Annotated in this window: 20 protein-coding genes and 1 other RNA gene; 12 read left to right on the top strand and 9 right to left on the bottom strand. The window is 31.6% G+C overall.

The genetic code is table 11. The features are described from left to right. From CLV55_RS12130 to CLV55_RS12120, 3 genes are read right to left on the bottom strand one after another with little or no spacing between them, the layout of a single operon-like run. On the bottom strand, positions 1-843 hold the full coding sequence (locus tag CLV55_RS12130) for a glycosyltransferase family 2 protein (RefSeq protein ID WP_245902726.1): 843 nt from the start codon (positions 841-843) through the stop codon (positions 1-3). Beyond that, positions 831-1,757 carry a glycosyltransferase family A protein gene (locus CLV55_RS12125; RefSeq protein WP_112114069.1) on the bottom strand — a complete coding sequence of 309 codons (927 nt, stop codon included), beginning with the start codon at positions 1,755-1,757 and terminating at the stop codon, positions 831-833. Before CLV55_RS12125 ends, CLV55_RS12130 begins: the two co-directional genes overlap by 13 nt. Positions 1,758-1,761: 4 nt before the next feature. Then, positions 1,762-2,880 (bottom strand): glycosyltransferase family 4 protein, encoded by a 1,119-nt coding sequence (locus tag CLV55_RS12120; protein ID WP_112114068.1) that lies wholly within the window; start codon positions 2,878-2,880, stop codon positions 1,762-1,764. A gap of 690 nt (positions 2,881-3,570) precedes the next feature. On the opposite strand from CLV55_RS12120, the gene CLV55_RS12110 reads away from it, so the two are divergent. From CLV55_RS12110 to ribB, 10 genes are all read left to right on the top strand, one after another. Continuing rightward, positions 3,571-4,131, top strand: coding sequence for an L-threonylcarbamoyladenylate synthase (locus tag CLV55_RS12110; protein ID WP_112114066.1), 561 nt, complete (start codon positions 3,571-3,573; stop codon positions 4,129-4,131). 40 nt (positions 4,132-4,171) lie between these two features. Next, on the top strand, positions 4,172-4,546 hold the full coding sequence (locus tag CLV55_RS12105; RefSeq protein WP_112114065.1) for a GxxExxY protein: 375 nt from the start codon (positions 4,172-4,174) through the stop codon (positions 4,544-4,546). Between the two features lie 33 nt (positions 4,547-4,579). Then, on the top strand, positions 4,580-5,998 hold the full coding sequence (locus tag CLV55_RS12100; protein WP_112114064.1) for a CCA tRNA nucleotidyltransferase: 1,419 nt from the start codon (positions 4,580-4,582) through the stop codon (positions 5,996-5,998). 76 nt (positions 5,999-6,074) lie between these two features. Further along, positions 6,075-7,094 (top strand): COX15/CtaA family protein, encoded by a 1,020-nt coding sequence (locus CLV55_RS12095; RefSeq protein WP_112114063.1) that lies wholly within the window; start codon positions 6,075-6,077, stop codon positions 7,092-7,094. Between the two features lie 279 nt (positions 7,095-7,373). Continuing rightward, positions 7,374-7,871: a thiol peroxidase gene (gene tpx / locus CLV55_RS12090; RefSeq protein ID WP_112114062.1), complete on the top strand. Its 498-nt coding sequence runs from the start codon at positions 7,374-7,376 to the stop codon at positions 7,869-7,871. Positions 7,872-7,881: 10 nt separating this feature from the next. Continuing rightward, positions 7,882-8,256, top strand: coding sequence for a diacylglycerol kinase family protein (locus CLV55_RS12085; RefSeq protein ID WP_112114061.1), 375 nt, complete (start codon positions 7,882-7,884; stop codon positions 8,254-8,256). A gap of 29 nt (positions 8,257-8,285) precedes the next feature. Then, positions 8,286-10,781 (top strand): DNA translocase FtsK, encoded by a 2,496-nt coding sequence (locus CLV55_RS12080; protein ID WP_112114060.1) that lies wholly within the window; start codon positions 8,286-8,288, stop codon positions 10,779-10,781. Then, the gene (locus CLV55_RS12075) at positions 10,774-11,427 is read left to right on the top strand and encodes a LolA family protein (RefSeq protein WP_317048376.1); all 654 of its coding nucleotides are present in this window, start codon (positions 10,774-10,776) and stop codon (positions 11,425-11,427) included. The genes CLV55_RS12080 and CLV55_RS12075 overlap by 8 nt, the downstream gene beginning before the upstream one ends. 5 nt (positions 11,428-11,432) lie before the next feature. Further along, a complete protein-coding gene (locus CLV55_RS12070) occupies positions 11,433-13,244 on the top strand; it encodes an LptF/LptG family permease (protein ID WP_112114058.1) in 1,812 nt (603 codons plus the stop codon). A 3-nt stretch (positions 13,245-13,247) separates the two neighbouring features. Next, positions 13,248-14,378, top strand: coding sequence for a 3,4-dihydroxy-2-butanone-4-phosphate synthase (gene ribB / locus CLV55_RS12065; protein ID WP_112114057.1), 1,131 nt, complete (start codon positions 13,248-13,250; stop codon positions 14,376-14,378). On the opposite strand, the gene CLV55_RS12060 is transcribed toward ribB, so the two are convergent. Next, entirely contained in the window at positions 14,375-15,154 is a 780-nt protein-coding gene (locus CLV55_RS12060; protein ID WP_112114056.1) for a TlpA family protein disulfide reductase, read from the bottom strand. The two genes, ribB and CLV55_RS12060, sit on opposite strands and share 4 nt — an antisense overlap. Positions 15,155-15,702: 548 nt before the next feature. Here CLV55_RS12060 and CLV55_RS12055 point away from each other — a divergent pair. Next, positions 15,703-17,103, top strand: coding sequence for a TlpA family protein disulfide reductase (locus tag CLV55_RS12055; RefSeq protein WP_112114055.1), 1,401 nt, complete (start codon positions 15,703-15,705; stop codon positions 17,101-17,103). Between the two features lie 55 nt (positions 17,104-17,158). Here CLV55_RS12055 and fsa read toward each other — a convergent pair whose 3' ends face one another. The 5 genes from fsa to ffs form a co-directional block, all read right to left on the bottom strand. Then, positions 17,159-17,815 carry a fructose-6-phosphate aldolase gene (fsa, locus tag CLV55_RS12050; protein ID WP_112114054.1) on the bottom strand — a complete coding sequence of 219 codons (657 nt, stop codon included), beginning with the start codon at positions 17,813-17,815 and terminating at the stop codon, positions 17,159-17,161. A 94-nt stretch (positions 17,816-17,909) separates the two neighbouring features. Further along, positions 17,910-18,713, bottom strand: coding sequence for an SDR family oxidoreductase (locus tag CLV55_RS12045; RefSeq protein WP_112114053.1), 804 nt, complete (start codon positions 18,711-18,713; stop codon positions 17,910-17,912). 20 nt (positions 18,714-18,733) lie between these two features. Further along, positions 18,734-19,093 (bottom strand): VOC family protein, encoded by a 360-nt coding sequence (locus tag CLV55_RS12040; RefSeq protein ID WP_245902725.1) that lies wholly within the window; start codon positions 19,091-19,093, stop codon positions 18,734-18,736. A 13-nt stretch (positions 19,094-19,106) separates the two neighbouring features. Beyond that, a complete protein-coding gene (locus CLV55_RS12035; protein WP_112114052.1) occupies positions 19,107-20,108 on the bottom strand; it encodes an enolase C-terminal domain-like protein in 1,002 nt (333 codons plus the stop codon). 39 nt (positions 20,109-20,147) lie between these two features. Next, positions 20,148-20,245: signal recognition particle sRNA small type (ffs, locus tag CLV55_RS12030), an RNA gene on the bottom strand. Between the two features lie 86 nt (positions 20,246-20,331). On the opposite strand from ffs, the gene CLV55_RS12025 reads away from it, so the two are divergent. Then, on the top strand, positions 20,332-21,408 hold the full coding sequence (locus tag CLV55_RS12025) for a glutaminyl-peptide cyclotransferase (RefSeq protein ID WP_112114051.1): 1,077 nt from the start codon (positions 20,332-20,334) through the stop codon (positions 21,406-21,408). Positions 21,409-21,544: the final 136 nt, after the last annotated feature.

The following is a 21,544-nucleotide window of genomic DNA, read 5'->3' as shown; positions in this document are numbered from 1 at the left end:
CTAGTTATTTTTCTTTTTTGGTAAAAATATAAGAATTAATTTAGAAACCGACTTCAAAATAAACCAAGGAAATTTAAATTGCTTGATATAAACCAAATCCTTCATTCGTTTATGTTGAAATTCATCGATCAAAATATAATCTTCGGCAAACAAAGGAAAGTACTTTTCTATTGTTGCCTTTTTTTCAAACAAATACTTATGATAGGTTTCCATATTGGAAGACATCCCCGTAAAATCGTAATAACAAATAATTTGATTCAGATGCAAATAAGGCTCATTTTTAGCACATATTGCATAAACGAACAATTCCCAATCGGCAAAAATTTTGTATTGTTCGTTGTATAAAAAGTATTTAAAAAACAAATCTCTTTTTATAAAGGCTGCCTGATGGTTGATCCCTGAAGTATAAAAGAACGAAAAGGATAATTTTTTAGGAAAAACTTCTTCTCTTTGATAGCCATCCTCTTTACAATACATTGAATTACCATAAAGCACACTTATTTCACCTGTAAAGTTAGGTATTACATTTTTAAGAACATCAGAATTATAAAAAGAATCGCCACTGTTCATAAAAATAAGATAGTCTCCATTGGCCGCTTTAATTCCTTTATTCAAGGCATTATAAACTCCCGAATCTTTTTCTGAAACCCAATAAGAAATTTGGGAATTGTTTTCAATCAACTCCTTACTTCCATCGGTACTTCCTCCATCAATAACAATGTATTCAAATTCGTTCCAAGATTGACTTTTAACACTCTCGAATGTCTTTATTAAACCTGGTTTATTGTTATAATTGATCGTAATGATTGATAATTTCATATCTGCTGCTGTTATTTTTTCCAAAATTTAAATCGGTCTCTTTTGGCTTTTCTTGCTATTTTTTTGATTCTATAGTCCAAATTATGCTCACGACTTAAGGTAGAAAAATCGGCTTCTTTTGAAGGTAAGAAAACCGTTGGATGCACTAAATTTTTATCAAGTTCTCCATATTCTAAATTATCAAACCCATTGCTTTCAAAGGTATGAGTAGCTGTAGCACCAAAACCAATATTGGAAATCAAATTAGCATTTGGCATTACGGACAAACCGTGATTAAACATATTGGTAATTGCCCATTGATAATCCCAAGTATCAATTTGATTATTTTGTAAACGTTCTATGATATCGTTCCAATCATGAGCTAAAAGCTCATTGTTGAAAATGGTATTAAACGCAGCAAAGTTATCTTGTCCTCGGTATTTATTCAATTCAACATCATAATCCTTCCATGCTCTTCTCCAAGAAGCCCATCCCCAAACATGCGATAAATTGGAAAAATAATAACTGCCATCAGAGAATTTTTTCCCTTTCTGAAAATTACTACCTGCTACAAATCGGATTCGATCATCCTCATTATAATGATGAAGCATTACATCACAAAATCTGAAAAAATCAGGAGAAGGTAAACAATCATCTTCCAGAATAATTCCTTGTGGTTCATTTTCAAAAAACCAATCAATAGCACTTGAAATAGCGTATTTACAGCCTAAGTTTTTTTCACGAAACAAGGTTTTAACTTCACAATTCCAATCGACGGCTCTAACAATTTCTTTTACTTTTTGACTGTTAATCACATCACTTTCATTTCCTTCTCTTGCCCCATCAGCAGCTATATAAAGTCTTTTTGGCTTGGCCTTACGAATGGCTTCAAAAACCTTTTCGGTTGTTGAAGGGCGGTTGAATACTAAAAATAAAACAGGAGATTGCGTTGAATACATATTTTTATACTAAAGCCTTTTGGTATACTTCTAAACATTGTTGGGCTGCGTTATCCCAATTGAATTTGCTTGCTTGAGCCAATCCTTTTTGAATATATTCATCACGTAAAGATGCATCATTCAATAGTAATTCTACTTTGTTCTTCAAATTTACTGGGTTGTTCAAATCAAAATAAAATCCTGCATTGGAAGCTACTTCAGGAAAAGAACTGTGATTTCCTAAAACAATGGGACAGCCACAAGCCATAGATTCGAGTACTGGAATTCCAAAACCTTCGTAAATCGAGGGAAATACAAAACATTTGGCCTTTTGATAAAACAAGCCTAGTTCTTCCTCTTTAAAACCTTTTTGAATAATTTTATCTGAAATCCCTAATTGATTAAAAAAATCTTTTTCGTCGTTTGAAAATACACCACCACCAGCACAAACAATCACTAAGTTGGGTTGACTTAGAAGCGTATCTTTAAGAGCTGTAACAAAGAATCTGAAATTTTTATAGTTGGCTCTATTTCCAACAAATAAAATATAATTCTCAGGTAATGCAATTTTGATTTCGGTATTAATTTTCATTGAAACCCCATGATAGATAACATCTATCTTAGAAGCATCTATATGAGGATATATTTTTAAAATATCTTTTTTAGTATTATTGGAAACAGCAATAATTCTAGTTGCTTTTTCCATCAACTTCTTTTTATTTGCAGAAACACTGTAGTTATTATCTTGAAAATTTTCAGGAAATAATTCATGAATCATATCATAAACAGTAAGCACAAATGGCTTATCTTTTATTTTATCTAAAAAATAATCGTCGTAATAGGTAGGAATAAATACGTCATAATCCCAATTAATAAGCGTAGAATTAAAAATTTTAGCCTGATTTTTACGAATCATGGAACGAGTACTAATGCCTAATTTCAACATTATATCCACCATCAAACTATTTCTTTTTTGTTTGGGTGTCAACAATTCACTCTCCTTCAAATACACATTAGAGGTTTGAAATAGAGGAATATTAACAACCTCGCTTTGGGCTAATCGAGAAAATATCTCAGTGTAATATCTGGAAATACCGCCATACTTTTGATCATTAAAAATTTGCGGATCAAGTACAATTCTCATTTTACTATTTTTTACAAAGTTAATTTTATTTAAGAACTAAACTAATTTGGCAATTAACTATTTTTTAATTTTGTTTCCTTAATAGTGTACTTTATAATTATGGTTTAATATTTTTGCAAATCTATAACCTATAGAAATGAAGTCTTTACTTAAATATATATTTTAAATCGTAGTGCATTATTAAACTAGATTAATTCGTGTTTAGATGAAATCCAAGCCACGATACTTAAAATCAAACTTCCCTATTTAGAGGACGAAAATAATAAACAAAGACCATTGCCGAATAATATTGCATTTCAATAAATAATTCAAAAATCATTCTACCTCAGCAGTATCCAGAGGAAGAAAATGAACACATTTGGCATTTATATTTAATCCTAACTGCTGACTGCAATGAATTGCAAGAGTATTTAAAACAAATTGGGATTGAAAACTTAATTCATTCGCCTTTTCCTCCTCATCAACAAAAGTGTTATTCGAAATGGAATCATTTACATTTAAAATCACTTAAAAAATTCACAAAGAAACACTTAGCCTTCCTTTTAGTACTTTTTTAACGAAGAAAGAAGTAAGCACAATAATTGAAGTTATTAATAACTATTAGCGGTGAAAACAAAATACAAACTCAAATTCGTACGCCACAAATGCTATTCATTAAATTTTATATAGTTTTGCAGATATAAAAAAACCATGAATACAGAAATCTACAACGCCTACGAAGTTATAAAAAATGGAGGAATCATTCTTTATCCTACGGATACCGTGTGGGGAATAGGCTGTGATGCGACAAATCCTGAAGCTGTTGCCAAAATTTACGCATTGAAACAACGTGACGATTCAAAAAGCATGATTGTGTTAATGAATGGTGAAAAAATGATGTATAACGTATTTCATCAAATACCCGAGGTAGCTTGGGAGATTTTGGATTTGTCTGAAAAACCTACTACTTTAATTTTAGACAACCCCAGAAATGTCGCGCCAAATCTTATTGCCGATGACCAAACTCTTGGTGTGCGTTTGGTGAAAGAACCGTTTTGTTTCAAATTGATGGAACGTATGAAACACCCTCTTGTTTCTACCTCTGCGAATATTTCTGGACAAGAAACACCAAAAACTTTTAAAGAAATTAGCCCCAACATTATTAAAGGTGTCGACTATGTAGTAAATTTGCACCACGATAAAATTTGTAAAAATCCTTCAACGATTATCAAACTTTCGTTAGACAATCAGGTTAAAATTATTCGGAAATAAAGTTTTATAGCCACAGATTCACAGATTAAAAATAAATATAATGTCTGAATTTTTATACGAAGAAGATACTTATAAAATTATTGGAGCTTTAATTGAAGTTCATAAAAATCTTGGAAAAGGCTTCTCAGAAATTGTCTATAAAGATGCTTTTGAATACGAATTAAATAAAATAAATTTTCATTTTGAAAGAGAAAAAGAGTATTTGGTTCATTATAAAGATATCATTCTAAATCATAAATTTTATGCAGATTTTGTAGTATTAGATAAAATTATCATAGAATTTAAATCTGCAGACTCATTACATGAAAAACACATTTCACAATGTTTAAATTATTTGCATGTTTCAGGTCATAGACTTGCTATTCTAGTAAATTTTAACAAAACATCACTTGAATACAAAAGAATCATAAAATAATACAAAAAAAATCTGTGAATCAGTGGCTAAAATATGAATTACACCAAAGCACTAAATAACCCTATATTTAAAATAATAGCACAAGCAAGTGAAGCACTTAACATAGAAAGTTATGTTATAGGCGGTTTTGTACGCGATTATTTGCTTCAGAGGGATTTCAAAAAAGACATTGACATTGTTGCCCTTGGTTCGGGTATTGAACTCGCTTTAAAAGTCTCCGAATTACTTCCTAATAAACCTAAAGTACAAGTATTTAAAAACTATGGTACCGCTATGTTGAGGTATAAAGAAATCGATATTGAATTTGTAGGCGCCAGAAAAGAATCATATACGCACGACAGTCGTAATCCTTTGGTTGAAACAGGCACACTTGAAGACGATCAAAACCGCAGAGATTTTACAATAAATGCATTAGCTTTTTCATTGAACAAAATAAATTATGGCGATTTAATTGATCCATTCCAAGGGATTAATGATTTGGAAAATAGAATCATCAAGACCCCTTTAAATCCAGATATTACCTATTCGGATGATCCTTTACGCATGATGCGTGCCATCCGATTTGCTACCCAATTGAATTTTGAAATTGAAAACGATTCTTTAGAAGCTATTACACGAAATAATGAACGCATTTCTATAATTTCAGGAGAACGTATTGTAGATGAATTAAATAAAATTTTAGCTACCGACAAACCTTCAATAGGCTTTTTACATCTGTACAAAACAGGACTTCTAGATCGTATTTTACCTGAATTAACCGCACTAAATCATGTAGAAGAAATAGAAGGCCATACCCACAAAAACAATTTTTATCATACACTTGAAGTTGTTGATAATATTTGCCCAAATACTGAGGATGTTTGGTTACGTTGGGCTGCTTTATTACATGACATAGGTAAAGCTCCTACCAAAAAGTTCAATAAAAAACAAGGTTGGACGTTTCATGGACATGAATTTCTTGGAGGAAAAATGGTAAAAAAAATCTTTGAACGCTTACATATGCCTCTGAATCAAAAAATGAAATTTGTTCAGAAAATGGTGATGATGAGTTCGCGTCCAATTGTTCTAGCGGAAGATATTGTAACTGATTCAGCAGTGAGACGCTTGGTTTTTGATGCAGGAGAAGATGTAGAAGATTTAATGACACTTTGCGAAGCAGATATTACAACAAAGAATCCTGCCAAATTCAAAAAATATCATCATAATTTTGAAATTGTTAGGAGAAAGATTATCGAAGTTGAAGAACGTGACCACATCAGACAATTTCAACCTCCTATTACAGGAGAGGAAATCATGGAACTTTTCAATTTAAAACCCTCGAGAGAAGTGGGTGTTTTGAAAGAGGCTGTCAAAGAAGCTATTTTAGAAGGTGATATTCCCAATGAGTATCAAGCCGCTTTGGATTTTGTCCTCAATCGTGCGCACAAATTAGGTTTAAAAAAAGTAGAGTAATCTGTAAATTTATTAACATGTGTTCTGTTAATAATTAGACTTTGTTATTTATTTTTGCAATCCAATTTTAATACAAATGAATCAAAATAAATCTGTTATCTATTGGCTTCTTTCGGGCTGTATTCTAATATTTATCATGGTTGTTGTAGGAGGAATTACCCGTTTGACGGGTTCTGGATTATCAATGACCGATTGGCATTTAGTAACTGACACATTGCCTCCTTTAACCGAAAGTGCTTGGCAACAAGCCTTTGAAGCCTACAAGCAATTTCCTGAATATAAATTAATAAACGTGCACAACCATTTTCAATTGGCCGATTATAAGTTTATTTATTTTTGGGAATGGTTTCATAGATTTATTGCACGTATATTAGGTCTTGTGTTTGTCATTCCATTTATTTATTTCTTGATCAAGAAAAAATTAGACCCACAAACTTTAAAAAAATGTTTGATTTTAGTTTGTCTAGGAATGTTACAAGGCGCTATAGGATGGTTTATGGTGTTGAGTGGATTACAAAAAAACCCAGATGTAAGCCATTTTAGACTTTCTTTACATTTGACATGGGCATTTATTATTTTTGCATATACCCTTTGGGTGGCTTTAGATTTGATTTATCCTCAGAAAACAAAAGTCATATTCCCTTTGCGTAATCTTTCACGGGTAACATTATTTTTCATTATATTACAAATTGTATATGGTGGTTTTGTTGCGGGATTAGATGCTGGGTTTATCCATAATCATTGGCCTTTAATGAGTGATGGTCAATTTTTTCACGATAGTATTCTATTGGAGAAAAACAATTGGATTTCAAGATTTACAGAAGGAAAAAGTGGCGTACAATTTGTTCATAGAACCCTTGCTTATATCGTGTTTTTTTTAATATTGACCTTGTTTATAAAAAGTAGAAAACACACTTTATCAAAAACTCAAAAAAATGGAATCAATTCATTGATATTTATCGTTTTTGTTCAATTTTTGCTAGGAGTTTCTACGTTACTTTTACATGTTCCTATTTGGCTAGGAGTGACTCATCAAGCAGGGGCTTTTTTCCTTTTGGCTTCAATGATATTCACCTTACATAAAGTAACTAAGTAGTACCATTTAACTAATCAATAATCTATTTATTATTTTTTTTTTAGGCTATAAGTTTATTTTCGTAATAAAACGGTAATCATTACTATTTAATGTCTTTTAGTATTTTTAAGCAATTTTTATATCTTTAGATTTTAACTAACAAATAAATTCTAAAAGTAACTCTTTTGATTCCTTTATCCCCTATTCTAACCATGTCAACTTCGTTTCTTGCATAGTATTTGAGTTAATTTCCCATTTCCGATTTTTTTTTATAATTTTGGGCATTAAATCAAAATTAGAATGGCTCAAATTACTTTAGGAGGAAATCCGATTGATACCGTTGGTACATTACCAAAAGTTGGTGTTCAGGCACCTGATTTCAAACTTATAAAAGCTGATTTATCAGAAACTTCATTAGCAGATTTTTTAGGTTCTAAGCTCGTATTAAATATTTTTCCAAGTATAGATACTGGAACTTGTGCTGCTTCTGTAAGAGCATTCAATGCAAAAGCTAATGTCTTAGAAAACACTAAAGTCCTTTGTATCTCAAGAGATCTTCCTTTTGCTCAAAAAAGATTTTGTGGTGCTGAAGGGTTAGAAAACGTTATAACACTCTCCGATTTCAATACGGGACAATTTGGGAAAGATTATGGCCTAGAAATTGGCAATGGTCCACTAACAGGGTTACATTCAAGAGTAGTCGTTATTATTGATGAAAAAGGAAAAATCACTTATACTGAACAAGTGGCTGAGATTGCAGACGAGCCTAATTATGACCATGCCCTAGCCGCATTATAATTTCTACTTTATGTCTGAATTTAAAAAAGATACTTCTTTTCTTAGTGGTCGGTTTAAGAGTGTGGGATTTGCCTTGAAAGGAGCTTTGAAATTAATCTCAACAGAACATAGCGTAATGGTTCAATCATCCATTGCACTATTAATGGTTGTTGCTGGATTTTACTATCATATCTCTCATGAAGAATGGCTCATTCAAACTTTAGCTATCGGTTTAGTATTGGGTATTGAAGGATTGAATACTGCTGTAGAAAAGATTGCCGATTTTATTCATCCCGAATATCATGAAAAAATAGGTTTTATTAAAGATATTGCAGCAGGTGCTGTTTTCTTTGCTGCTGCCACTGCCATTTGTATTGGCTGTATAATCTATATCCCAAAGATTTAACAACTTACCCATGAACTAATTCTATAGAAATGGCTAAAACATCAAAAAAAGAAACTACCAATTCGAAAGATTCTAATGAAAAAACAAGCAAACTAAAAAAACAATATCGTTTTGTTTTTGGAAGTCTCTTGGTTTTAGCTTCTGTTGGAATGCTCGTTGCTTTTATATCCTTTCTACTCTATGGAGAAAACGATCAAAGCATTGTAAATCATCTTGCCAATAGGGATGAAATGGCTGAAAATTGGCTTGGAAAATTAGGCGCTTATATTTCTAATTTTTTTATCTATGATGGTTTTGGAATCGCTTCATTTTTATTTGTTAAATTATTCTTTCTTACGGGTATTTATTTGATTTTCGAATTACCCTTAAAAAAACTAACTACTACTTGGTTTTGGGATTTATATGCCATTCTTATTTTTTCAATTTTATTAGGCTTTTTTGCTGTAAACCATCCCATTTTAGGAGGTACAGTGGGATTTGAAATGAATCTTTTTTTACAAGATTATATAGGAAAAACAGGGGCACTTTTAGCATTATTATTTGGTACGTTATTGTATCTTATCTTCAAAATTAAACTATCTCCCGATACTATAAAATCATTCTTAGAACGAAAACAAAAAGACATTTCTGAAGAGCTCAATGAATCCGATTTTTCTGCTTCAGATAAAAATAATACGAACTATAATTTAGAGGAGTTTGCTGTCGATGAATCACACGATGATTTAGACGAATTACTTGAAGATGACCTAGAAGAACCTGTACTAAAATCATCTTCTTTTGAAATTAATAAAGAATCGTTGAAACCTACTATTTCTAGTTATTCTGAAATTGAATTAGAACCTACATTAAAACAACCTGTTAGTGATAAAAATGAGGTTGTTTTCAATGATCATTCTAAAAAAGAACCTGAAATAATTAAAACTAATGATGAGGCTTTTGTTATTGAAAAAGCGCAAGATGAAGACCTTGTTGATGAAAATTTAGCTTCTAAATTGGTCGCTGACTTTGGGCTTTTCGATCCAACATTAGAACTTTCAAATTATAAGTTTCCAACTATTGATCTTCTCAAAGAGTATGCTACAACAGGAATTACAATAAATCAACAAGAATTAGAGGATAACAAAAATAACATTGTTGAAACTTTGCGTAATTATAAAATTGATATTGCACAAATTAAAGCAACTGTTGGACCCTCTGTAACGCTATACGAGATTGTTCCCGAAGCTGGAATCAGAATATCAAAAATAAAAAGTCTTGAGGATGATATTGCACTTTCGTTAGCTGCTTTAGGAATTCGTATCATTGCACCAATACCCGGAAAAGGCACAATTGGGATTGAAGTGCCCAACAAAAATCCAACAATGGTTCCCATGAAAACTGTGATTGGTTCGTCTCGCTTTCAAGAAGCCGAAATGGAACTTCCCATTGCATTAGGTAAAACCATTTCGAATGAAACTTTTGTGGTTGATTTAGCCAAAATGCCTCACCTACTTATGGCTGGAGCTACTGGGCAAGGAAAATCGGTAGGATTGAATGCCGTATTAACCTCGTTGTTGTATAAAAAACATCCTGCGGAAGTCAAATTTGTATTAGTTGACCCAAAAAAAGTAGAGCTAACCCTTTTCAATAAAATTGAACGACATTATTTAGCCAAATTACCCGATTCAGAAGAAGCAATAATTACTCATAATGATAAAGTTATCAATACGCTAAATTCTTTATGTATCGAAATGGACAATCGTTATTCGTTGCTGAAGGATGCTATGGTTCGAAATATTAAAGAATATAACGAAAAATTCAAAAATAGAAAACTAAATCCAGAACTCGGACATCGATTTTTACCTTATATTGTATTGGTAGTCGATGAATTTGCCGATTTAATCATGACGGCTGGAAAAGAAGTAGAAACACCTATTGCACGATTGGCACAATTGGCTCGTGCAATTGGAATTCACCTTATCATTGCCACACAAAGACCATCCGTAAACGTGATTACTGGTATGATTAAGGCAAATTTCCCTGCCCGAATTGCCTTTCGAGTAACCTCTAAAATAGACTCTCGAACGATTTTAGATACCGGTGGAGCCGATCAACTTATAGGTCGAGGCGATATGTTATTCTCAAATGGTAATGATTTAGTCCGCATTCAATGTGCCTTTGTGGATACCCCTGAAGTTGAAAAAATTGTAGAATATATCGGGTCTCAAAAAGCATACCCTACGGCCTATACTTTACCTGAATATTTTGGAGAAGAAGGTAGTAGTGTTAAATTAGATTTTGATATTTCTGAAAGAGACTCAATGTTTCGCGAAGCAGCTGAAATAATTGTTACCGCTCAACAAGGTTCGGCATCATTATTGCAAAGAAAATTAAAACTTGGCTACAACAGAGCCGGAAGGTTAATTGATCAACTTGAAGCAGCTGGAATTGTTGGCCCCTTTGAAGGCAGTAAAGCGAGAAGTGTTTTAATTCCTGATTTAGTAGCCTTAGACGAATTTTTAAACAATGAACAAAACAATGATTAATACAAAAAAAATCGCTATCCTTTCTTTCTTTTTTTTACTTTTCACTAGTAACTCCATTGCACAAGACAAAAAAGCAAAAGCTCTTTTAGACGAAGTAACTTCTAAAATAAAAAGTTACACTAATATTGTAATCGATTTTAAATATTCTCTAAACAATGCTAAGGAGAACATCAATCAAGATAGTAAAGGAAATGTTCTTTTACAGGGCAATAAATATGTTTTGAACTTTATGGGTGTTATAAAAATTTTTGACGGTAAAAAAACCTATACTATTGTTCCTGAAGACGAAGAAGTTACTATTTCGAGTATTAATGACAATGATGAAAAGGCCATTACACCCTCAAAAATGTTGACTTTTTTTAATAGCGGTTACAAATATACTTGGGATATTTTACAAAATGTAAAAGGTCGCAAAATTCAATACATAAAACTTACCCCAACAAGTAATAAAGATCAAAGAAAAGAAATATTAGTTGGAGTTGATATTCAGACTAAGATTATTTATAACTTGATTGAAATGGGGAAAAATGGAACAAAAACCACCCTGATTGTTAATTCTTTTAAAACAAACCAACCCTTATCAAAAAATCAATTTACATTTGTAGCGAATAAATATCCGGGATATTATATCAATAAATTAGATTAATTTTTGTGAAAATATTAGATAAATATCTATTAAAAACCTTCCTAATTACATTTACCACGGTATTTGTCATTTTGTTTTTTATATTTATTCTTCAAACCGTTTGGTTATTTATTTCTGAATTGGCTGGAAAAGATTTAGATGGACTATTAGTTTTGAAATTTCTTCTTTTCTCTATGCCACGAATCGTTCCGCTTGTCTTACCACTTTCTGTTCTCCTTGCCTCCATCATGACATTTGGAAGTCTTGCTGAGAATTATGAATTTGCCGCTATGAAATCGTCTGGAATTTCATTTCAACGAACGATGAGAAGCATTACCCTATTCATCCTTTTCTTAAGTGTTATATCGTTCTTTTTTGCAAACAGCGTGATTCCCTATGCTGAATATAAATTCATGAATTTTAGACGAAATATTGCTCAAGTAAAACCAGCCATGGCTATTACAGAAGGGCAATTTTGTGAAATAGGCAACTATACTATAAAAGTAGAAAAAAAAATAGGAGAAAAAGGGAATTTTCTAAAAGGAGTTACCATTCATAAGAAATTAGAAAATGGTGAAGGTAATACAACCGTTATTAAAGCAGAAAAAGGAGAACTCATTAGTAGTGAATCTTCAAATACTCTCAAATTAGTTTTGACAAACGGAACATATTATGAAGATGTTATCCCAAACAAAATTGAAGACCGAATAAAAATTCCATTTGCTAAAGGTACTTTTAAAAAAGATGTCATCAATATTGATTTATCCAAACTGAATCAAAACAACATGAATTCTATTGATATTTCGAATACAAATACCATGTTGAATATAAATGAACTTCGATTTACTATTGATTCTTTAAATCAGAATTACAAAAAAGATTTAAAATCGTATGTGGAAAATATCTACCTAAGAACGGGTGCGACTAGTAGCTTTTATCCAATATATGGAAACAAACCCGTTAAAAAAATAACCACAACCGATTTATTTCAAGATTTGAATTCAAGTCAGAAAATTGAAGTACTAAAAATTGCATCTAATACCATTGAAAACACCATCTTATCCATAGGAGCTTCGACTTTTGAAATGGAAAACAAAGAAAAGAACATCAACGGACATTGGATTGCATTATATGATAAATTTATGATTGCCTTTTCATGTATTCTGATGTTTTTTATTGGAGCACCCTTAGGATCCATCATAAGAAAAGGAGGGCTTGGATTACCTATCGTTTTTGCTGTAGCCATTTTTATTATTTTTCACTTTGTCAATACTTTCGGAAAACGAGTGGCTCAAGAAAACGGAATGAGTGCCTTTATGGGAGTTTGGATGTCTTCACTAATTTTGACTCCATTAGCTGTTTTTCTTACCCTAAGAGCTATTAATGATATTGATGGAATGATCTCTTTTGATGTCATAACCGAACCCTTAAAGACGTTCTTTTCCTCCTTAACCAATCCAAATACAGAAAAAAACACTATACAACAAATAGATGCTGAATCCATTTTGGAACTTCCAGTTCTAGAAATTGAAGCCTACCACGTGAAACAGAAAATGCTTTTGCTAGTATATGGTATTACTTTTTTATTCGGCATAGGCGCATTTTATATAAAAAACACAATTGTAATCATTGGTTGGTTGGTCATGTGTATTCTCTTTTTATTTTTTGTTTTTAAATCGCAAAAACAAATGGAAAAGATTGCAATGAAAACACAAATAAATTTGGAACCAGGAATCATAATCAGTCTATTAATAGCTATACCCTTTTATGGTTTACTGTATTTTTACAATAGTAAAATTATTCAAAACCTCGAACAAAATCTATCAAAACACAACTAAAAAATGTCAGAAAAAATACAATTAAACACCATTGAAGAAGCTATTGAAGATATCCGTCAAGGAAAAGTAATTATTGTTGTAGACGATGAAGACCGAGAAAATGAAGGTGATTTTCTTGCTGCAGCAGAAAGAGTAACTCCTGAAATGATTAACTTCATGGCAACACATGGTCGGGGTTTGATTTGTGCTCCCTTGACTGAATCCCGTTGTAAAGAACTCGACTTGCATGCTATGGTTCATAATAATACAGACCACATGGAAACGGCATTTACCGTTTCTGTTGACTTAAAGGGACATGGTGTAACAACCGGTATTTCAGCATCAGACAGAGCTAAAACAATTTTAGCTTTAGTTAATGAACAAACCAAACCTTTCGATCTAGCACGCCCTGGGCATATTTTCCCGCTAATTGCTAAACAAGGAGGCGTATTAAGACGCACGGGACATACTGAAGCTGCTATTGACTTTGCTCGATTAGCTGGTTTTAAATCGGCTGGTGTCATCGTAGAAATCATGAATGAAGATGGAACTATGGCACGCTTACCACAATTGGTTGACGTGGCAAAAAAATTCAATCTAAAATTAGTTTCTATAGAAGATTTGGTTGCGTATAGAATGCTTCATGACAGTTTAATTATAAAAAAAGAAGATTTTGAAATTGAAACCAAATTTGGAACTTTCCGACTTAGAGCCTATTTACAAACCACGAATAAGCAAGTACATATTGCTTTAACCAAAGGAAGTTGGAGTAAAGGAGAACCTATTCTCACTCGAATTAATTCGACTCAAATCAACAATGATATTCTTGGAATGTTAACCAATAATACCGAAAAGAAACTAGATGATATGTTTCGAATTATCAATCAAGAAGGTAAAGGAGCCATGCTTTTTATCAATCAAGAAATAAAATCTTTAGATCTATTACATCGATTAAAAGAGTTGAAATCGTTACAAGAACAAGGCATTTCTGAAGCACCACAAATCAAAATGGATGTTAAAGATTTTGGAATTGGGGCTCAAATTTTGCATGATATCGATGTCTCTAATTTAAGACTTATTACAAATACTTTTCAATCGAAGCGCGTAGGAATGATTGGTTATGGCTTAGAAATTTCAGAATATGTAACGTATTAAAGTAACTTATTTTCAATTAGCGCCTCTTTTAAACTTTTTACATCAGACACTACTTTAACAATCACACCTTTTTTATTGATGATGAAATGTGTAGGAAAAGAGTTCAACTGTAATGTTTCATTCATATAACGTTTCATGTTGGGCACAACTTCATATAACAAAGGTTTTTTTTTGAGAAACATTTTTAATTGTTCTGGGGTATCTTCTGCCAAACTTAAAAAGAAAACATCCTTCCTTTTGGTGGTTTTTCGTACTATATCGTTCACTTCTGGAAACTCTCTAATACAAGCTGCACAATGAATATACCAACATTTTATAATGACAAATCTATCTTTAAAAGTCTCATTTGAAATATGATGTCCATTGATATCGTTACTATCAAATTTTGGAAAAACAGTCCCTTCCATGTTCAAATGAGTTAATTCTTCAAAAGCCATCTGACTGATTGTTGCGCTTATACTACTATCTGCAGTTGGCTGAATCTTGTATAATTTGTAGTATAATTTATCATCTGTAGCCTGCATTACTAAAGGAATATAGGCACTCGTTGTTAATAATTCTAAAAAAGTTTTCTTTTCTATTTGTTGTGACTCCTCATTTAATGGAATGAAATTTCTAGACAATAAAATATTTTCTGAATTATAATCAAGCCATTTAATATAATTTTGTTGAATCAAGATTGGATCAATATCCGGATGTGTAATTAACTGACAAAAAACAGAATTAGTAAAAATAAATACAAAGAAAATTGATAATGATAATTTTAAATAATTCATAAAGTTAAATAAATGGCTAAAAATGAAAAATCAAATTTAAAAATTCTTTTTTTTCTAACAGAATTCTTTATAAAAAACATTACACAAACGTATAATGATTATTTTTTTTTTATTATTATATTTGCACCCCATTTTCAATAAAAACAAAGAAAGTATTAACTCGTAACAAAGAAAGTAAAATAAAATGGAGACGCTGTTTATTTTATATATTTTCTATATGTTGTCTACAATTTTATTGATAGTCATTAGTTTCTTTTGGTTAATAATTAACAACTTTAACAAAACTTCAAATAAAAAAGACGTTAGTTATTTGATAACAGGTATTTTTATGTTTTTGATTGGAATTGAAAGTTTTATAGCAATGGTATATGGCAGTGAAATGTAGCAATTGTGTTTCAATCAATACAGAACTTTCAAACTTTTCTCCTCGATAATTGTATTTATATTGATAAACATATAAAGTGTTATCACTTATATTTAACTAATGCTTAACATTATTTTAGAAATCATCTAAATACATTTGTTTTATAATTTTTCATAAATAAAAAATGTTTAAAAACAGCATTTTTATAGTTTTTCCAATTTTATTTTCATTGATAACATCTTGTAAAAAAGAGTTTTCAGACGAAAATTATGTAGCTTATTTTGGTGGTGAAGTAGCTAATCCTTCTACTCCTTTTATCTTGTTCTGTAAGAATAATGTAGTTTTAGATACTATTCCCTTAAAGAAAGACAATACTTTTTTTATCAAATTTGATTCCTTGACTCCTGGAATGTATACTTTTAAAAGCGAACCTGAATACCAATATGTCTATTTTGATAAAAATGACAGCATTAAAGTTCATATTGATGGAAAAGATTTTGATGAATCCATAATTTTTTGTGGTAGAGGGGACCAAAAAAACAACTTCTTAATGGAGATGTATCTTCGAAATGAGAAAGATAAAAACGATATGTTTGAGACATTCGATTATCCTTTCGACAAATTCAATGCGTACATTTCAAAAATTAATCAGGAAAACGAAAAGTTTTACAATACTAAAAAAGAGGAAATTAAATGGAGCGATGATTTTGATGTTTACGCACAAGGAATAGTTAAATTTCCACATTACACCAAAAAAGAAATCTATCCCATTCTACATAAAATGCGAACCGGAGAGGATGTAACTGAGAAATTGCCTAAAGACTATTACGATTTTAGAAATTCAATTAATTTTAGTAATCAGTCATTAACCGATTTTTCGCCTTTTGTAATGTATCTTGACCACATGCTTAATAATGTGGGAGCCATAAACTATCATAATCACTTTTCAGATTGTGATTTAGAATTAAAAACAAACATCAACAAACTTAAGATTGCAGATACTCTTATAAAAAATCAAAAAGTTAAAAATATCGTACTGAATAATATCGCTTTCAAGTATTTGATGGAGGATCAAAATGTGGTAAACAATAAAGCGTTTCTTGAAATTTACCACAAATATTCGACTGATACCAGCAAGAAAAATGAAATTCTCAAAATTGGCAATGCGATTCAATTACTAATCGAAGGGAAAAAATTACCCGAAGTACTTCTTACCACAAAAGAAGGGAAATCTATTTCGTCAAATGAACTAATCAAACAAAAAACAGTACTTTTCTTTTGGTCAGAAAAATTGAGTTCTCACTTACTTGCTGTTCATAAAAAAGTATTGGCTTTAATCAAAAAACACCCAGATTATAAATTTATTGCCATAAATTTGGATGACGATCAAGAGAAATGGGTACGAGCTTTAAAAAAATATGATTTTGGTACAATTACAGAACTTCGTTGCTCTAACTTTGAAGATATTAAAAATAAATGGGCCATTACCAAAGTACATCGAACATTGATTATAAACCCAGATCAAACGATAAATAATGGGTTCACGAATATGTTTGAAGTCAATTTTGAAAAAGAATTAAAATAAAAAGGTCGACTTAGTTAGCTAAAGTCGACCTTTTATTACCGAAAAAAATCAATTCCTACTGATTTCCTTTTTTATAATCCGCTAAAAATTGAGCCAAACCAATATCCGTCAATGGGTGTTTTACCAATCCTAATATAGCCGATAATGGGCCTGTCATCACGTCTGCTCCTATTTTGGCACAATTGACAATATGCATAGTATGACGAACAGAAGCGGCCAATATTTGTGTCTCATAACCATAATTATCATAAATTTCTCTAATTTCTTGAATCAAATTTAATCCATCTGTAGACACATCATCCAAACGTCCCACAAATGGTGAAACAAAAGTCGCTCCTGCTTTGGCCGCTAAAAGAGCTTGACCCGCTGAAAAAACTAACGTTACATTTGTTTTGATGCCTTTATCAGAGAAATACTTACATGCTTTAATTCCGTCTTTAGTCATTGGTATTTTTACGACGATTTGGTCGTGCAAGTCAGCCAACTCCTCTCCTTCTTTTATCATTCCCTCAAAATCAGTAGCAATTACCTCTGCACTTACCTCTCCTTCAACAATATTACAAATCGCAACATAATGTTTCAAAATATTATCCTTACCCGTAATGCCTTCTTTAGCCATCAAAGACGGATTTGTAGTCACACCATCGAGAATTCCGAGAGCTTGTGCTTCTGCTATATCATTTAAATTTGCTGTGTCAATAAAAAATTTCATACTTTATATATTTAGATAAGTGTTTGTTTTTCAAAGTGCAAAATTACAAATTCAATTAAAGAAAATCTATATTCAATTGGCTTTTCTCAATTTCTTATAATTGATAATGTTTCATTAACATCTTTTCATACCATTTATCTGGTAGTATTCGCTTTAAAACAATAGAAAATTTCTGTAAAAAAGCCCCCACTTTATAGTGAATTTTCGGATTTGGATGTTGAATAATCTTATAAATTGCCTCAGCCATTTCCTCTGGATTACTACCACTATGTACATGTGCATCCATCATACTCAATGTAGTACCATAAGCCCTTTCGTAGGCAGAACCATTTAATAAAGGAGCATGATATCGGCCTGCAGCAATATTGGTTGCAAAATCCCCTGGAGCTACATTGGTCACTTGAATTCCAAAGGGCTTCACTTCCATTCGCAAGGCCTCAGTAATTAATTCTAAAGCGCCTTTAGAGGCAGAATAAATTCCTCTGTAGGGCAATCCCATATATCCAGCAATTGATGTAATATTAATAATCGTTCCCGATTTCTGAAGGCGCATTTGAGGTAAAACAGCTTTTATGACTTCAATAGGTCCAAAGAGATTTGTTTCAAAATTGTTTTTTATTTCCTCAATAGGGATTTCTTCAATGGGCCCTGTTATGCCAACACCAGCATTATTAATCAGTATATCAAGTTTCCCTGATTTTGAAATGACCTCTGTAATTGCCTTTTGAATACTTTGTACATCTCTTACTTCTAATGCAATTAATGGAAATTGTGAAGATGTAATTTTTTCTGGATGACGACTTGTACCATAAACAACAAAACCTTTCTTATGAAGAAATTCTCCAATGGATTTACCAATTCCGGATGATCCTCCTGTTATCAAAACCACTTTACTCATACTTCATGTTTTTATTTATTCTACAAATCTTGTCCAAATTGAATCATATAACTATTGTTGTCATAAATAGCAAATTCTCTCATTCCCCAATCAAAATCTTCCAAATCATACACAATGTTAACTTTATCCTTAACTGTATTCCAAAGCGTTTCAACATCATCAACTTTAATATAGAAAGACCCCGTAAAAAGAGGCTTATCAAAAGATATATGCATATTCGGTTTGGCTATCATCATTTCACAATCATCTTTGTTTATCGCTGCCCAACCCCACTCATCATTATAATTACCACAAGAAAAACCCAAAACATCACAATAAAAACTAACCGTTTCTTGTAATTCATTGGTCCAAATCATAGGAACAATTGGTTGAAATTTCATAATACATTATACATTAAACGATACATTTGATTCCCAAACCAGGCTTGTCAGTTAAAGCAATTTTCCCACTTACTACGCTACTACCAATCGCAAAATCATTGGCTATTAAATTGGCTCCATCCAAATCGGCAAAATCACATAACGGAGCCAAGACAGCTCCCGCTGAAATTCCGATAGTAGACTCCGTCATGCATCCAATCATTACTTTAAATTGCATTTCTTTCGCCTTCTTTATCAATTCTAGCGCAGGTGTTAGTCCTCCACACTTCATTAATTTTACATTAATACTTTTATAATAAGGTTGTAAATGTTCTAAATCCTCAATTGTTTGGCAATCTTCATCTGCCATCCAATTTACATTCGAACTTCTAGTCAAAACGGAATAATTATCAAAACCAACTGCCATGGGTTGCTCAACATATTGAAAATGATTGGCAGATTCTAAATGTTCCAATCGCTGACTTTCTTCTTTTGTAAAGCTTCCATTGGTATCTAATGCGATTTCTTTAGAAAGCCCTAACACTTTTTGTATATCCTTTTCATGAAATCCTTTACATTTAATTTTGAATCGGCTCCAGTTTGACGTAGTGATTTTTTTTATTTGAGTAGCCACATCAGCTATGCTTATTGTTATAGAAGAATCTGGAATTGAATTAGACGTTATCGCATTGAGTTCTAAAAAATTTTTTTGTTCTAGTTTTCCATACAAATCCCAATAAGCGCAATCAAGCGCAGAGAGGAGAAAAGTTTCAATAGGGAGGACTACTAGTTCTTGGTAAAACTCTTTAGGAGTACACATTTTTTTTTTCTCTAGTATGGGTTGAATTGCTTTTAACTGATGTACAAAATCATTTAAATTGACATGATAGTAACTGACAGCGGTACATTCACCATATCCAATAGCATTGTGTTTTTTTAAAGAAACAATCAACGCATCACGAAAAGAATAATCTCCATAAGCTATTGAAAATGTTTCTTTCAAATTCAATCTAACGATTTGCCAGGATAATTGCATTTATGTAGAAGAGATTTATATGAAAATGCAGAAAGAAAAAAAGGCAAGCGACCTACATCGCACCGCTACAACCACATACCTTTGCTATGTTCCCATCCTGGAGGATTCTGCAGGAGCTGGTCGTGTAGGACTTGCCAGTGCAAAGATACAATCTTTTTATTTTTTTGCAAGAAATTAACATCTTAAATAATACATTTGTAACGGCAAATTTTAATCATTCACAATGAAAAAACATAACCTATTAGCAGTCATTTTATTAGCTTCTTTATCCATCATGAGTTGCGGCGACAAAAAAACAGCCGAAAACCTCTTTAGTTTCAACGAAAACAAATTAAAAGCACAATATACGCCTAAAGAAACCCTTGAATTGGATGTGCTGAATTTACAAAATAAAAAAATTGATAGTATTGTTTACACGATTAACAATAAAAATTTACCTACTCTAAAAGGGAATACAAAATTATCGTACCCCTTGACTGATGAAAAATTAGGTTATAAAAATTTAAAAGCTACTCTATATTTTGAAGGAGACAAAGAAGTTGATTCTTCTAGAGTTGAATTAATTTCAGATATTACGCCAAAAGTACTTAAATACACTATAGTAAATACGTATCCTCACGACCATCAAGCGTATACAGAAGGTTTGGAATTCTACAAAGACACTTTGTATGAAGGAACTGGTAACGGTGAAGGAAATGATACAGGAACCAAAGGCATTTCTAGTTTGCGTAAAGTAGATTATAAAACGGGTAAAGTGTTGAAAAAAGTGGAATATCCAGAAGCTATTTTTGGTGAAGGAATTTCAATTCTAAACAACAAAATCTACCAACTTACCTACAAACAAAACGAATGTTATGTCTATGATGTCAATACTTTCAAAAAAATTAAAACACTTCCTTATTACAAACCTATGGAAGGTTGGGGCATGACAAATGACGGAAAGAACTTATATTATAATGATGGTTCTGAAAAAATTCATATAGTCAATCCAGAAACACTCGAACAAATAGACTATTTAAACGTATATTCAGGGAGCAATAAAATTGAAAACATAAACGAACTTGAATGGGTTGACGGTAAAATTTTTAGCAACATTTACTTAAAAAACTTTGTTGTCGTAATCAACCAAAAAAATGGAGCTGTCGAAGCCATGCTTGATTTATCTGATTTAGAAAATAAAAGAACAAAATTAGCCGACGTGGACGTACTTAATGGTATTGCCTATAACCCAAAGACCAAAACTTTTTTTGTAACTGGAAAAAACTGGGATAAAATGTTTGAAATAAAGATTAATTATTAGAAGATTATTTAAGATAAAAAAAGCGGCTATTTAACTTTAAATAGACTGGACCCAAAAGTTTAGACAAATTTATAATTAATTTTGATAATAGTGAGCTCGATATTTAATCGGGCTCATTTTGTTTAAATTTGATTTG

This window comes from Flavobacterium aciduliphilum (assembly GCF_003268855.1).
Lineage (GTDB): Bacteria > Bacteroidota > Bacteroidia > Flavobacteriales > Flavobacteriaceae > Flavobacterium > Flavobacterium aciduliphilum.
The sequence above is the reverse complement of the archived record's forward strand: the minus strand, read 5'-3'. Positions and strand labels throughout refer to the sequence as shown.

What these genes read in the sequence shown, in the direction of transcription:
- ribB (WP_112114057.1), top strand. Translation starts at nt 13,248, where the DNA reads ATGTCAGAAAAAATACAATTAAACACCATTGAAGAAGCTATTGAAGAT.
- CLV55_RS12085 (WP_112114061.1), top strand. Translation starts at nt 7,882, where the DNA reads ATGTCTGAATTTAAAAAAGATACTTCTTTTCTTAGTGGTCGGTTTAAG.
- CLV55_RS12105 (WP_112114065.1), top strand. Translation starts at nt 4,172, where the DNA reads ATGTCTGAATTTTTATACGAAGAAGATACTTATAAAATTATTGGAGCT.
- CLV55_RS12125 (WP_112114069.1), bottom strand. Translation starts at nt 1,757, where the DNA reads ATGTATTCAACGCAATCTCCTGTTTTATTTTTAGTATTCAACCGCCCT.
- CLV55_RS12080 (WP_112114060.1), top strand. Translation starts at nt 8,286, where the DNA reads ATGGCTAAAACATCAAAAAAAGAAACTACCAATTCGAAAGATTCTAAT.
- CLV55_RS12100 (WP_112114064.1), top strand. Translation starts at nt 4,580, where the DNA reads ATGAATTACACCAAAGCACTAAATAACCCTATATTTAAAATAATAGCA.
- CLV55_RS12040 (WP_245902725.1), bottom strand. Translation starts at nt 19,093, where the DNA reads ATGAAATTTCAACCAATTGTTCCTATGATTTGGACCAATGAATTACAA.
- CLV55_RS12095 (WP_112114063.1), top strand. Translation starts at nt 6,075, where the DNA reads ATGAATCAAAATAAATCTGTTATCTATTGGCTTCTTTCGGGCTGTATT.
- CLV55_RS12120 (WP_112114068.1), bottom strand. Translation starts at nt 2,880, where the DNA reads ATGAGAATTGTACTTGATCCGCAAATTTTTAATGATCAAAAGTATGGC.
- CLV55_RS12055 (WP_112114055.1), top strand. Translation starts at nt 15,703, where the DNA reads ATGTTTAAAAACAGCATTTTTATAGTTTTTCCAATTTTATTTTCATTG.
- CLV55_RS12110 (WP_112114066.1), top strand. Translation starts at nt 3,571, where the DNA reads ATGAATACAGAAATCTACAACGCCTACGAAGTTATAAAAAATGGAGGA.
- CLV55_RS12075 (WP_317048376.1), top strand. Translation starts at nt 10,774, where the DNA reads ATGATTAATACAAAAAAAATCGCTATCCTTTCTTTCTTTTTTTTACTT.
- CLV55_RS12045 (WP_112114053.1), bottom strand. Translation starts at nt 18,713, where the DNA reads ATGAGTAAAGTGGTTTTGATAACAGGAGGATCATCCGGAATTGGTAAA.
- fsa (WP_112114054.1), bottom strand. Translation starts at nt 17,815, where the DNA reads ATGAAATTTTTTATTGACACAGCAAATTTAAATGATATAGCAGAAGCA.
- tpx (WP_112114062.1), top strand. Translation starts at nt 7,374, where the DNA reads ATGGCTCAAATTACTTTAGGAGGAAATCCGATTGATACCGTTGGTACA.
- CLV55_RS12060 (WP_112114056.1), bottom strand. Translation starts at nt 15,154, where the DNA reads ATGAATTATTTAAAATTATCATTATCAATTTTCTTTGTATTTATTTTT.
- CLV55_RS12025 (WP_112114051.1), top strand. Translation starts at nt 20,332, where the DNA reads ATGAAAAAACATAACCTATTAGCAGTCATTTTATTAGCTTCTTTATCC.
- CLV55_RS12035 (WP_112114052.1), bottom strand. Translation starts at nt 20,108, where the DNA reads ATGCAATTATCCTGGCAAATCGTTAGATTGAATTTGAAAGAAACATTT.